We start from the raw sequence: 13,301 nt of genomic DNA on the forward strand, positions 1-13,301 counted from the left end.
CGTTTCTTAATGCGAATAGAAAACAACAGCAGTGTTTTACATAAATGATTGATACCTAATGGAAACGCTATCCGCCAAAAGGTGCGCAAAATTACAACTATATTTTTGATTTACAAAACTTAAAAACCATGTTTTTATAACTATTCTAACATTTATTTATGTTTTGTAACTGATTTATTTTAAATACATTTGCGAAAATTAAATTTAATAAAATGAAAAAAATAGTATTTATACTTACAGCAGCTATATTAACTATCGCTTGTAATAATTTAAACAATAACGAATATCTTTTGTCTGGAATCGCTAATGGAGTTGAAAACGGTAAGAAAGTTTATATTGAAATTCAAACTAATAATGGGCAAAAAAGCATTGATACAGGTGTAATTGAAAATGGTAAATTTGAATTGAAGGGAAAAGTTATTGACAAAGATTTAGGATTTCTTCGAATTGAAAACGAAAAATTTTCAATTCCATTTATTTTAGAGAATGGAACTATAAATTTTACAATTTTTATTGATTCAATACAGAACAACAAAATCGGGGGCACTTTAAACAATGATAAATTTCAAGAATTTAACGATAAATCTTTAGTTATTGTAAAGAAAAGAAATAATTATGAAAAAAATAATTTAGCAAGAATGAATGCTGCTAAAAAAAATAATGATACCGCAACAGTAAATATGCTTATTAAAGAACACGGTAGTTTTCAGAATGAAATGAATAATATATCAAAAAACTTTATCAAAGAAAATCCTAATGCATTTTTGTCATTATTATTACTTGAAAATCTCTTAATGAGACAATATCTAACTACAAATGAAATAATGGCTTTTTTTGAAAGTCTAAGTCTAGAATTAAAACAATCTAAAAAAGGAAAAGAAATTAAAGAAAACCTAATAGGCTTATCTGATATTTCAGTTGGAAAACAAGCACCAAACTTCTCTGCTACATCTCCTGACGGGAAATCAATTTCTTTAAAAGAATCTTTAGGAAAAGTTACGATTATTGATTTTTGGGCTTCTTGGTGTGGACCATGTAGAAAAGAAAATCCAAGTGTTGTAGCTTTATACAATGAATTTCATGCGCAAGGATTAAATATTATTGGAGTTTCTTTAGATAAAGACGCAACAAAATGGAAAGAAGCTATTGTAAAAGATAAATTAACTTGGTCACATGTATCAAATCTTAAATTTTGGGATGAACCAATTGCAAAACAATACAACGTGCAATCAATTCCAGCAACTTTTATTTTAGATGCTAAAGGAAATATTGTTGCAAAAGATCTTAGAGGTGATGCCTTAAAAGTAAAAGTAAAAGAACTTTTAGGAGTTAAATAATCCCAACACAAAATATATTTTAAAAAATCTTCTTCGGAAGATTTTTTTATGTTTTTCATTTACAGAAAGTTATAAAATAGTCTGTAAAATAGTAGAAAATATCTTTGCAGGAACAAAAAACAATTCTATATTTGCAACCGCTTAGTCAAATAAGCAAGATGGCTTGGGGAGATACTCAAGCGGCCAACGAGGGCGGACTGTAAATCCGCTGATTACATCTTCGCAGGTTCGAATCCTGCTCTCCCCACAAAAGCACCTCCAAGGAGGTGTTTTTTTTTTACTTATAAAGAACACTTTTTAAAAAAAATTACAAAAGAAGTTATTTACATACAGATTTAAAATCTCGAACTTTCTCAAAATTCAATTCGTTAAAGTGCTGAATCACCACATTTGCTTTTGATAAATCTTGGTCTTTTGAATGAAAACTATTGTAACCCACACAAAAAATTCCAGCTGAAACTGCGGCTTGAATTCCGTTGGTGCTGTCTTCAATTACGATACAATTTTCTTTTGGAGCAATCGATAAACTCGCAGCATGCTCAAAAATAGCTGGATGTGGTTTTGACTTCGGAAAATCTTCACCCGAAACAATGTGCGTAAAATATTGATGCAAATTAAAACGAGTAAAAACACGATGAATCGTAACGTTTGACGCCGAAGAAGCCACAATCAATTGGATTCCATTTGCATGTAAATCCTTAATTAAATCCTCAACTCCATCGATTAAATACAAATCTTCTTTGGTGTCAAAAGATTCGTTAAAAATAGAACGCTTCCGTTGAATTAAATCTTCCACCTCATGCGATAAGCCGAAATATTCTTTTATTCTTTGGAACACATTTCGTGTTGAATTCCCCGTAAAAGTAGTATACATTTCATCCGTTACTTCAATATTTAATTCTTTAAAATGCTGATGATACGCATAATGATGTACCGGTTCAGTATCTACAATTACGCCATCCATATCGAAAATTACTGTTTGTATCATAAGTTTAATCTAAAAAATTAAGAAAACACAAATTTCACGAATTATCACGAATTATTCTATGTTTGCTTTGTAAAGTGAAACGTTCTAAGTTTTCTATAATTAATACTTTTCTAATGTGTCTATGTGTTTAAAAAATTAGAACTCAAATTCTCTCCCATCGTCTGCCAAAAGCACATTTTCGAAAATAGTTTGCGCTTCTGTTTTAAAAGGTTCAATGGAACCATATCTTGTGGAATAATGTCCTAAAATCAGTTGTTTTACGTTAGCTAATTTCGCAATTTGAGCAGCTTCTTTTGCTGTTGCGTGCTTCGTTTTCTCAGTATATTGCATTTCCGAATCTAAAAAAGTAGATTCATGATATAAAACATCTACATCTTTAATTATCGGAACAATGGATTCGTCATACAAAGTATCGCTACAAAAAGCATAACTCATAGGAGCATCTGGCGGAAACGAAAGTAATTCATTAGCAATCACTTCACCCGAATCTAAGGTTACATTACCACCGGATTTAATTTTATCGAAATACACTTTTTCAATTTTGTATTTGGCAACTGCTTCGATATTCAAATGGCGTTTTCCTAACTTTTCTTGAAACAAAAATCCATTCGTATATACACGATGATTTAACGGAATAGTTTTTACAATTACGGTTTCATCTTCAAAAATCACTTCACTTTCTTTGGATTCTAATTCGTGGAAATACAAATTATAACCCGTAAACGAACCCGAAGCACGCAATTGCAACAAAATAATTTCTTTGATTCCTTTTGGTCCATAAACATGCAAATCATTTTCACGATTTAATAACATAAATGTCGAAATCAAACCGATTAATCCATAAAAATGATCGCCATGTAAATGCGAAATAAAAATATGATTAATGCGAGAAAACTTGATTTTGTGTTTTCGTAATTGCACTTGTGTTCCTTCTCCACAATCGATTAGAAATAAATGGTTTTTTATGTCTAAAACTTGTGATGTAGGATTTGTTATAGTTCTTGGAGTAGCTGCGTAACAGCCGAGAATTTGTAGTTTCAAGGTTAAAAAGTTTCAAGTTTCAGGTTTCAAGTTTTTCTTTCAACTTCCATCACCAAGCATCCATCATTAAAATCCTAAATCGCGTTCAATTTCGTCCATTTCAATCATGTCGTGGGCTTCTAAAAGGGAAGGAACTACGTTTAAATAATTGGGAACTTTATCAAAATCAACTTCGTCAGAAACAATAATCATTGATTTTTTTGCTTTTTTATGCGTTTTTGCCAACTCTTTAAAATAAGCTAAATCGGCATTGGAAATGGCTTTATCTTGCGTAACATCTAAAATCAAGTTTTGATTTTGAAACGCGTGATATTCATTTGTTATTTTTTCCACAAAAGCCTCCACATTGTTATGTGTATCTTTAATTATTGTAGTATGTCCTTTTTGATCGACTTTCATTTTGGTTAGGATTTTCTATTTGGTTTTGAATTTATTATGTAACTCTCACCTAATTCAATTGCTCTTAAATATTGTTCTTTAAGCAAATCGTTTTCAATTTCGTTAAAAATTAATACTTTTTCATCAATACAATTTCCAAGTTTCCAATTATAATCTTTAACTGATTTTTCTACTATAAATTTTGCTTCTTTGAAAGTTTTACAATTTATTAAACATTCAATATTTGAATTTATATCTTCATATTCAGAAAAATCATCATGAATTTTTATTTCAAATTTTAAATACTTCATTTCAACCATTTCAAATGATTTTCTGATTTTATGCTAAGATACTAATTTTTAATCTTACTCGCCAATAAATAAATCACCGCCATACGAACCGCTACTCCATTTTCCACCTGATTCAAAATCACGGATTGCTGTGAATCGGCTACATCTGAAGTGATTTCAACTCCTCTGTTGATTGGTCCTGGGTGCATGATTACGATTTCTTTATTTAGCGAATCTAATAATTCTTTGGTAACACCGAATTGTTGTGTATATTCTCTTGTAGTTGGAAAATAACTCACATCTAAACGTTCGTTTTGAACACGTAACATATTGGCTACATCACACCATTCTAAGGCTTTACGAAGATTAGGTTCAACCGTTACTCCAAGAGATTCAATGTATTTAGGAATCAACGTTTTTGGTCCGCAAACTTTAACTTCCGCACCTTGCATTTGTAAAGCGAAGATATTGGATAATGCTACTCTTGAATGTAAAATATCACCCACAATTACGATTTTCTTTCCGCCTACATCTCCAAATTTTTCTCTAATCGTAAAACTATCTAATAAGGCTTGTGTTGGGTGTTCATGTGCTCCATCTCCAGCATTTACAATACTTGCACTAACGTTTTGAGATAAAAAGTGAGCCGCTCCAGGACTGCTGTGACGCATTACTACCATATCTACTTTCATAGATAAAATGTTGTTCACCGTATCTATCAAAGTTTCTCCTTTTTTAACCGAAGATTGTGCTGCCGAAAAACTAATAACATCTGCTGAAAGTCGTTTTTGAGCTAATTCGAAAGATAATTTAGTTCTCGTACTGTTTTCGAAGAAAATATTGGCAATCGTAACATCACGTAATGAGGGTACTTTTTTAATTGGTCGATTGATTACTTCTTTGAAATGGTCAGCCGTTTTGAAGATTAAATCGATATCTTGTTTGGTAATGTGTTTTATTCCGATTAAATGATTTACTGATAATTCTTTCATTTATATGTAGTTGTGTTTGTTGTTGCTGGGTGTTAGTTGATTGATGATGGATGAAAAACTTATTTTGTGATTAGGTAAATAGCATCTTCTCCATCGTTTTCAAGCCATTTTACTAATACTTTTTCATTATTTATAGCATCTACTTGTCTACCTCTATAATCAGGTTGAATAGGTAAATGGCGGCTAAATCTTCTATCAATTAAAGTCAGTAATTCTACTTCTGATGGTCTTCCAAAAGATTGAATAGCTGTTAAAGCAGCATTGATACTTCTTCCGGTATATAAAACATCATCAATAAAAACTACTTTTTTATCTTCTACTAAAAAATCAATTTGGGTTTTATTGGCTTCTAATGGTTTTTCGCCTCTTCTAAAATCATCGCGAAAGAAAGTAATGTCCAAAAATCCCAATTGAATGTTGGAAACTTGGTATTCTGATTCTAAAATTTGTTTGATTCTTTCGGCTAAAAATTTACCTCGAGGTTGTAAACCGATTAAGATGGTATTTGAGAAATCTAAATGATTTTCAATTAGTTGACAAGCTAATCGATGCAAGATGATGTGTACTTCTTTTGAAGTGAGCAAAACTTTTTGACCCATGATGTGTTGTTTGTACAAATTTAGAATTTATATTTCTAATAGCAATCGTATTGTAAAAAAAATCCCGTTACTAAAACTAGCAACGGGAATGATATTAAGAATACATTTTTTGTCTTAATTCTTTGATTTTATCATCTTCTAAATATTCATCAAATGTCATGTATCTGTCGATGGCGCCATTTGGTGTTAATTCTAAGATTCTGTTTCCTACGGTTTGCGCAAATTCGTGGTCATGCGTAGTAAATAATACTGAACCTTTGAAATTATTCAATGAATTATTAAAAGCGGTAATCGATTCTAGGTCTAAGTGATTCGTTGGCTCGTCTAACATTAAAACGTTAGCTCTTATCATCATCATACGCGACAACATACAACGCACTTTTTCTCCTCCTGATAAAACGTTACATTTTTTCAATGCTTCTTCTCCAGAAAAAATCATTTTTCCTAAGAATCCACGAACATAAACTTCATCGCGTTCTTCTTCGGTTTTTACCCATTGACGTAACCAATCTACCAAGTTTAAATCTACACCATCAAAAAACTCATGGTTTTCAACTGGTAAATACGATTGTGTTGTAGTGATTCCCCAATCAAATGTTCCTGAATCTGGAGTCATTTTATTGTTTAGGATTTCATAAAAAGCAGTTGTTGCTCTCGAATCTTTAGAAAAAACTACAATTTTATCACCTTTTGCCATGTTTAAATCTACATTTTTAAACAAAGTTTCTCCATCAACTGAAGCTGCTAAATTTTGCACGTTTAAAATTTGGTCTCCTGCTTCTCTTTCTACATCGAATATAATGGCTGGATATCTTCTGCTTGAAGGTTTAATCTCGTCTAAATTTAATTTTTCAATCATTTTTTTACGAGAAGTAGCTTGTTTCGATTTTGCCACATTCGCACTAAAACGACGGATAAATTCTTCTAATTCAGCTTTTTTCTCTTCAGCTTTCTTATTTTGTTGTGCTTTTTGACGAGCCGCTAATTGCGAAGATTCGTACCAAAACGTATAATTTCCAGAGTAGTGTGTAATTTTTCCGAAATCAATATCTGAAACGTGCGTACAAACCGCATCTAAAAAGTGACGGTCATGCGAAACTACTAAAACCGTATTTTCATAATTTGCTAAGAAATTCTCTAACCAACCAATGGTTTCAAAATCCAAGTCGTTGGTAGGCTCATCCATAATTAACACATCTGGATTTCCAAATAAAGCTTGTGCTAATAAGACACGAACTTTCAGTTTTCCATCCAAATCGCCCATTAAAGTATAATGATGTTCAGCACCAATTTCTAAGTTAGATAGCATAGTTGCAGCATCGCTTTCTGCATTCCAACCGTTCATTTCGTCAAACTGCAATTGCAATTCTCCAATTCTATTGGCATTTTCGTCGGTATAATCGGCATACAAACCATCCATTTCTGTTTTAATAGCATGCAATACTTTATTTCCCATTAAAACTGTTTCCAAAACAGTGTGTTCGTCAAATAAATTGTGATTTTGGTTTAAAACCGACATACGTTTTCCTGGCTCAAGAATAACTCTACCAGACGTTGGTTCCATTTCACCTGCAATAATTTTCATGAAGGTAGATTTCCCAGCACCATTGGCTCCAATGATTCCGTAGCAGTTACCTTGTGTGAACGTTGTATTTACTTCATCGAATAAAATTCGTTTCCCAAATTGAACCGATAAATTTGAAACTGTTAACATTTTTGTATTTTTTTTTAAAACTGTTGCAAAAGTACTAAAAATAGTAGATTTTTGAACACATTATTTATAATTAATATAGGTTTATTTTAACTGTACCTTAACAACAAAATTTGAATATAACTGATACATTTGTTCAGAAATCAATAATCAATTGAATGATTAAGAATTACATAAAATATTTTTTGCCTCTGTCTATCGTCCTTTTCTCTACTTTAACTTCTTGTAAAAGAGTCTTTAAGGAAGATAATTATGTGGCTTATTTTGGAGGGGAAGTCTTAAATCCTCAAGAGAAATTTGTTTTGTTTTTAAAAGATGATGAAGTGATTGACACTATTTATTTGGACAAAAACAATCGCTTTATCCATAAATTTGATTCGTTAGCTCCTGGTTTATACACTTTTAAACACAATCCAGAATATCAATATGTCTATTTTGATAAGAATGATAGTTTAATGATGCGAGTAAATACACTTGATTTTGATAATTCAGTAGTGTTTTGTGGTCGTGGAGATGAAAAGAATAATTTTTTAATGGAATTGTATCTAAAAAATGAAGCTGATCGTTCATTAATGTATGATAATTTTGATAATGATGTTAGAAGTTTTATTAAAAATATCGATTCGAGTTTTGCCATTCGTAAGTCATTTTATTTAAAACGCAAAGCAGAAATTGGATGGGATGAAAATTTTGATTTAGTAGCGAAAGCAAGTTTAGATTTTCATCACATTACTAAAAAAGAAATTTATCCTTATGCTCACCAATTTAGAACAGGGGAAAATATAAGAGCTAAATTGCCATCTAATTATTACAATCATAGAAAAGAAGTAGATTTTGAAAATGACCTTTTAACTAACTATTCCCCATTCATTAAATATGTTAGTGTTATGCTAAATAATGTAGCACTTCAAAAAGATCATTTAGATTTAAATGAAAATTCATTAGAAAATAATATTGAAAAATTAAACATTACTGATACATTAATTAAAAATCAAAAAGTTAAAAATGTAGTATTGAATAATGTAGCGATGATGTACTTGTTAGAAGATCAAAACATGTACAACAACCAAAAGTTCATTGAGCGTTATTTAAAATTAACAAATGATGCTAAAGACAAAAAAGAAATTTCCGAAATTTATAATTCGGTTCAAAATTTAAAAGTGGGTAATCGTTTACCTAAAATTGAATTAGTTGATATTGTTTATAAGGCTTTAGATATTAATACTTTAATTAAGAAACCAACTGTTTTATTCTTTTGGACAAGTCATGCAGAGTCCCATTTTTCAGCTTCTCACAGAAAAGTAATGGAATTACAAGTAAAATATCCAAACTATGAATTTATAGCCATTAATATGAATGACAATATTGCCAACTGGAAAAACGCTTTAAAAAAATACAATTTTGAAGGTGTAAAAGAATTACACGCTGTTGACTTTGAAACGATAAGAAAACAATGGGTAATTACTAAAATTCACAGAATCATCATATTAAATGCAGATGGAACCATTAAAAACGGCTTTGCCAATTTATTTGATGTGAATTTTGAACAAAATTTGAATTAACAAAAATACAATCAAAAAGCGTTCTGAAATTCAGAACGCTTTTTGATTGTATCTAGTTAAGAAATTATTTATTTCCTTTTTCGTAATCTGCAATAAACTGAGCAATTCCGATATCTGTTAAAGGATGTTTTAATAATCCTGTAATTGATGATAAAGGTCCCGTCATAACATCAGCACCAATTTTAGCACAGTTAATCACATGCATTGTATGACGCACAGAAGCAGCTAAAATTTGAGTTTCAAATCCGTAGTTATCATAAATTTGACGAATTTCATCAATTAAATTTAAACCGTCTGTAGAAACATCATCTAATCTTCCTAAGAAAGGCGAACAATACGTTGCTCCCGCTTTTGCAGCTAATAAAGCTTGTCCAGCAGAGAAAATTAAGGTTACATTAGTTTTGATTCCTTTATCAGAGAAATATTTACATGCTTTAACACCTTCTTTAGTCATAGGTAATTTCACTACGATTTGTTCGTGTAAGTCAGCTAACTCCTCACCTTCTCTAATCATACCTTCTAAATCCATTGCATTTACTTCTGCACTTACATCTCCGTCAACAATGTTACAAATGTCTACGTAATGTTTTAGGATATTGTTTTTTCCTGTAATGCCTTCTTTAGCCATTAACGATGGGTTTGTAGTAACGCCATCTAAAATTCCTAATTCTTGTGCTTCTTTAATTTGCTCTAAATTAGCTGTGTCAATAAAAAATTTCATCTTTTTAAATTTTAAAGTATTGTGTGTTGTTTTGAAATGCAAAAGTAAGAAATCAAAATGCAATGGCAATGACAATTTCAAAAATCAATTTCAAAAACAAAATAATTCAGTTAAACAATTGATATTGAACTTGATATTGAATTTTGATGCTGTTAAAGCTTATAATGATTCATCAACATTTTTTCATAAACCGTATCAGGCAAAATACGTTTTAAAACAATAGAAAACTTTTGCATGAAAGCCCCAATTGTATAATGTATTTTTGGTTTATCGGTTTGAATAATAGCAAAAATAGCTTCTGCCATTTCGTTTGGATTGCTACCACTGTCAACGTGCGAATCCATTTCTTTTAAGGTGTTTCCGTAAGGAACTTCGTAAGCTGAACCTTTCACAACCGGCGCATGATAACGTCCTGCAGCAATATTCGTCGCAAAATCACCAGGTGCGACATTCGTAATTTGGATTCCGAAGGATTTTACTTCCATTCGTAACGCTTCCGTAATTAATTCTAAAGCGCCTTTTGAAGCCGAATAAATCCCACGATAAGGCAATCCCATATAACCTGCAATCGAAGTAATATTAATGATTAAACCTGATTTTTGTTCGCGCATTTGAGGCAAAACCGCTTTCATAACTTCGATTGGTCCAAATAAATTCGTTTCGAAATTATTTCTTATTTCTTCGGTTGGGATTTCTTCAATTGGACCTGTAATTCCAACTCCCGCATTATTAATTACAACATCTAATCTTCCAGATTTTTGAATCACTTCAGCAACACAATTCACAATACTTTGTTTATTGCGAACATCCAAAGCTACTAATGGAAATATCGAATTCGTGATTTTTTCAGGATTTCGGCTTGTGCCATACACTACAAAACCTTTTTGATGCAAAAACTCGCCAATTGATTTTCCAATTCCTGATGAACCACCTGTAATTAATACTACTTTACTCATTTTAATGTGAATTATACTGCGAAAATACGGCTTTAAATTATTTCAAGGAAATTCCTAGCCCAACTTTCTCCGAAAGCAACACTTTTCCTTTTTCAATGGTGCTTCCATAAGCGATATCGTTGGCAATTAAATTCGCGCCATCTAAATCTACATAATCTACTAACTGAACCAAAACAGAACCAGCTGAAATTCCTACGGTAGATTCGGTCATACAACCTATCATGATTTTGAAATCGTTTGCTCTCGCTTCTTTAATTAGTTCCAAAGCTGGAGTTAATCCGCCTGTTTTGACTAGTTTGATGTTGATGGTTTTATAATGTGATTTTAAATCGGAAAGTTTTGTTTGTTCTTGGCAATCCTCATCAGCCATCCAATTCGCAAATTTGGAAGCATTCAAATGACTGTAATTTGAAATCCCAGTTTTCATGGGTTGTTCAATATAAGTAAATTGAGCTGATAACGGATTTTCTTCCAATTGTTGACATTCGGAAATAGAGAAACTTCCGTTGGCGTCTAAAGCAATTTCTTTATCGCAATTCAGCAGTAAATTCAATGCTTTTTCATCGTAATGATTCCATTTTACTTTGAATTTATTCCAATCTGATTTTACAATTTTTTGTAATTGTTCTTTAATTGGTGCAACACTTATGGTGATGGAAGATTCGGGTAATTGTTGTATTTCAATCGAATTTAATTCTAAGAAACTCTTATTTTCTAACTTCCCAAATAAATCCCAATACGCACAATCTAAAGCCGAACGTAAGAAAGAATGCAATTGTAAACTTTCCAAAAATGCATAAAATTCGGTTGGATGTTTTATATTTTGCTTTTCAATTTGAGCCTGAATTTCGGCTAATTTCTGAGTGAAATCATTCAAGTTAATTCCGTAGTAATCAATAGCTGTGCATTCGCCATAACCTGTTTTTCCGTTTTTGGAAAGCGAAACAATTAAGGCTTCTCTAAACGAGTAGCTTCCATAACTAATTGAAAACGTTTCTTTTAGTTGTAAACGAACAATTTGCCAAGTGATGTGCATAGGAATTAGAATTGGTGTAAAAATAAAAAATCCCGAACAAACGGGACCACAATTCAAAAGAAATAAAAAATGGCAAGCGACCTACATCGCACCGCTACAACCACATACCTTTGCTGTGTTCCCACCCTGGAGGAGTCTGCAGGAGCTGGTCGTGTAGGACTTGCCGCTGCAAATATACAATCTTTTTATATTTTTGCAAGGCAATTGTGAGTATAAAAAATCATTGTATATTTACGTAATTAAATATTTCAACCATGTTAAAAGTTAAGCTATTCGCTTTCATTGTTTTAGGTTTAATTTCTACTTCATGTAAAGACGATGAAAATGCATTAAAAAATTTATTTTCGATTGAAAATCCTACTATAAAACCAATTCTTAAGCTAGAAGAAAGTATTGATTTGGTGCTTCAAAACAAAGAAAACAAAACAATTGATTCTGTAGTATATTACATTAACGAAGTTAAAATTGGTTCGGTAAAAGGAAACGAAAAATTACCTTTTGCTTTAAATAATCAAAAACTAGGTAACCAAACAATTAAAGCATTAGTTTATTTTGAAGGAAAAAATATTGATGTTACTTCTGGTTTTTCCATTTTTTCTAGTGTAGAAGCAAAAGTTTTAAACTTTAAAATTCTAAATACCTATCCACATGATATAAAAGCCTATACACAAGGTTTTGAATTTTATCGCGATACTTTGTTTGAAGGAACAGGAAATGGCGCTGGAAATTCAACAGGAATAAAAGGAAAATCAAGTTTAAGAAAAACCGATTACAAAACAGGGAAAGTACTTAAATTAATTGAACTTGAAGATCGTTTTTTTGGAGAAGGAATAACGATTTTAAATAATAAGGTGTATCAATTGACTTGGAGAAATAAAGAAGGCTGTGTGTACAATGCTGATACTTTTAAAAAGGAAAAAACATTTACTTATGAAATGGAAGGTTGGGGACTTACAAATGATGGCGAAAAGTTATATATGAGTGATGGAACTGAAAAAATCTACATTTTAAATCCAGAAACCTTAAAAGTGGAAGATTATTTTAATGTGTACACAAATGGTTCAAAAATTGAATCGGTTAATGAATTAGAATGGATAAATGGAAAAATTTGGGCAAACATTTATCAAAAAGACGCAATAGCAATAATTGACCCAAAAACAGGAAGTGTAGAAAATGTAATTAATTGTGCCGAGTTAAAAGGAAAAGTTACACAACATCCCGACTTAGATTACTTTAATGGAATTGCATACAACCCAAAAACAAAAACAGTTTTTGTAACAGGTAAAAATTGGGATAAAACTTTTGAGATTGTAGTTGAGTAAAAATTTATATTTTAAAAAGACATTATATATTTATGCAAGTACTCAACCTACATTTTTTTCAAACAATTATTAATTGAATATAATAAATAAGATGTGCTTTTGATAAATTCAAAAGGTTTTTTTCAATTTAAATGCAAATCTTTCCTTTTTAAAAATATTGAATATCAACAACATAGTTTTTAAATATATTTTTATTTATATTTTTTCTATTTAAGATTTGTGATTTACATTAATATCCCTATATTTGCACTCACAAAAAATGGCCTCGTGGCGCAACTGAATAGCGCATCTGATTACGGCTCAGAAGGTTACTGGTTTGAATCCAGTCGAGGTCACAAAGCTCTGCAATGCAGAGCTTTATTTATTTT

General features: G+C 31.1%; 13 protein-coding genes, 2 tRNA genes and 1 other RNA gene. 5 read left to right on the top strand and 11 right to left on the bottom strand.

Annotated features, from left to right (window positions below; all coding sequences use genetic code 11):
* Window positions 1-212 precede the first annotated feature (212 nt).
* Both GFJ94_RS04780 and GFJ94_RS04785 read left to right on the top strand, forming a co-directional pair.
* The gene (locus GFJ94_RS04780; protein WP_153200441.1) at window positions 213-1,337 is read left to right on the top strand and encodes a TlpA disulfide reductase family protein; all 1,125 of its coding nucleotides are present in this window, start codon (window positions 213-215) and stop codon (window positions 1,335-1,337) included.
* Window positions 1,338-1,502: 165 nt separating this feature from the next.
* Window positions 1,503-1,584: transfer RNA gene (locus GFJ94_RS04785), tRNA-Tyr, on the top strand.
* Between the two features lie 72 nt (window positions 1,585-1,656).
* On the opposite strand, the gene GFJ94_RS04790 is transcribed toward GFJ94_RS04785, so the two are convergent.
* From GFJ94_RS04790 to GFJ94_RS04820, 7 genes are all read right to left on the bottom strand, one after another.
* Window positions 1,657-2,325, bottom strand: a complete 669-nt coding sequence (locus GFJ94_RS04790; protein ID WP_153200442.1) for an HAD family phosphatase — start codon at window positions 2,323-2,325, stop codon at window positions 1,657-1,659.
* Window positions 2,326-2,460: 135 nt separating this feature from the next.
* Window positions 2,461-3,366 (bottom strand): ribonuclease Z, encoded by a 906-nt coding sequence (locus tag GFJ94_RS04795; protein ID WP_153200443.1) that lies wholly within the window; start codon window positions 3,364-3,366, stop codon window positions 2,461-2,463.
* A 66-nt stretch (window positions 3,367-3,432) separates the two neighbouring features.
* Entirely contained in the window at window positions 3,433-3,765 is a 333-nt protein-coding gene (locus tag GFJ94_RS04800) for a ribonuclease Z (protein WP_153200444.1), read from the bottom strand.
* A gap of 5 nt (window positions 3,766-3,770) precedes the next feature.
* Window positions 3,771-4,055 carry a hypothetical protein gene (locus GFJ94_RS04805; protein ID WP_153200445.1) on the bottom strand — a complete coding sequence of 95 codons (285 nt, stop codon included), beginning with the start codon at window positions 4,053-4,055 and terminating at the stop codon, window positions 3,771-3,773.
* 41 nt (window positions 4,056-4,096) lie between these two features.
* The gene (locus GFJ94_RS04810) at window positions 4,097-5,026 is read right to left on the bottom strand and encodes an aspartate carbamoyltransferase catalytic subunit (RefSeq protein ID WP_153200446.1); all 930 of its coding nucleotides are present in this window, start codon (window positions 5,024-5,026) and stop codon (window positions 4,097-4,099) included.
* A 59-nt stretch (window positions 5,027-5,085) separates the two neighbouring features.
* Window positions 5,086-5,625, bottom strand: coding sequence for a bifunctional pyr operon transcriptional regulator/uracil phosphoribosyltransferase PyrR (gene pyrR / locus GFJ94_RS04815; protein ID WP_153200447.1), 540 nt, complete (start codon window positions 5,623-5,625; stop codon window positions 5,086-5,088).
* Between the two features lie 94 nt (window positions 5,626-5,719).
* On the bottom strand, window positions 5,720-7,339 hold the full coding sequence (locus GFJ94_RS04820) for an ABC-F family ATP-binding cassette domain-containing protein (protein WP_153200448.1): 1,620 nt from the start codon (window positions 7,337-7,339) through the stop codon (window positions 5,720-5,722).
* 155 nt (window positions 7,340-7,494) lie between these two features.
* Here GFJ94_RS04820 and GFJ94_RS04825 point away from each other — a divergent pair, with 155 nt between their 5' ends.
* A complete protein-coding gene (locus GFJ94_RS04825; RefSeq protein WP_153200449.1) occupies window positions 7,495-8,898 on the top strand; it encodes a thioredoxin-like domain-containing protein in 1,404 nt (467 codons plus the stop codon).
* A gap of 64 nt (window positions 8,899-8,962) precedes the next feature.
* Here GFJ94_RS04825 and fsa read toward each other — a convergent pair whose 3' ends face one another.
* The 4 genes from fsa to ffs all read right to left on the bottom strand — a co-directional run bounded on the left by fsa (window position 8,963) and on the right by ffs (window position 11,777).
* Window positions 8,963-9,619, bottom strand: coding sequence for a fructose-6-phosphate aldolase (gene fsa / locus GFJ94_RS04830; RefSeq protein ID WP_026726663.1), 657 nt, complete (start codon window positions 9,617-9,619; stop codon window positions 8,963-8,965).
* Window positions 9,620-9,771: 152 nt separating this feature from the next.
* Window positions 9,772-10,575 (bottom strand): SDR family oxidoreductase, encoded by an 804-nt coding sequence (locus GFJ94_RS04835; RefSeq protein ID WP_153200450.1) that lies wholly within the window; start codon window positions 10,573-10,575, stop codon window positions 9,772-9,774.
* 37 nt (window positions 10,576-10,612) lie between these two features.
* On the bottom strand, window positions 10,613-11,611 hold the full coding sequence (locus tag GFJ94_RS04840) for an enolase C-terminal domain-like protein (protein ID WP_153200451.1): 999 nt from the start codon (window positions 11,609-11,611) through the stop codon (window positions 10,613-10,615).
* 67 nt (window positions 11,612-11,678) lie between these two features.
* An RNA gene (gene ffs, locus GFJ94_RS04845) (signal recognition particle sRNA small type) lies at window positions 11,679-11,777 on the bottom strand.
* Between the two features lie 88 nt (window positions 11,778-11,865).
* Between ffs and GFJ94_RS04850 the strand changes: the two genes are divergently transcribed.
* Together GFJ94_RS04850 and GFJ94_RS04855 are read left to right on the top strand one after the other, a co-directional pair.
* The gene (locus GFJ94_RS04850; RefSeq protein WP_153200452.1) at window positions 11,866-12,933 is read left to right on the top strand and encodes a glutaminyl-peptide cyclotransferase; all 1,068 of its coding nucleotides are present in this window, start codon (window positions 11,866-11,868) and stop codon (window positions 12,931-12,933) included.
* Between the two features lie 261 nt (window positions 12,934-13,194).
* Window positions 13,195-13,268 (top strand) — tRNA-Arg (locus tag GFJ94_RS04855).
* Window positions 13,269-13,301 lie beyond the last annotated feature (33 nt).

The sequence above is a fragment of the Flavobacterium sp. LMO8 genome, from assembly GCF_009495755.1.
Lineage (GTDB): Bacteria > Bacteroidota > Bacteroidia > Flavobacteriales > Flavobacteriaceae > Flavobacterium.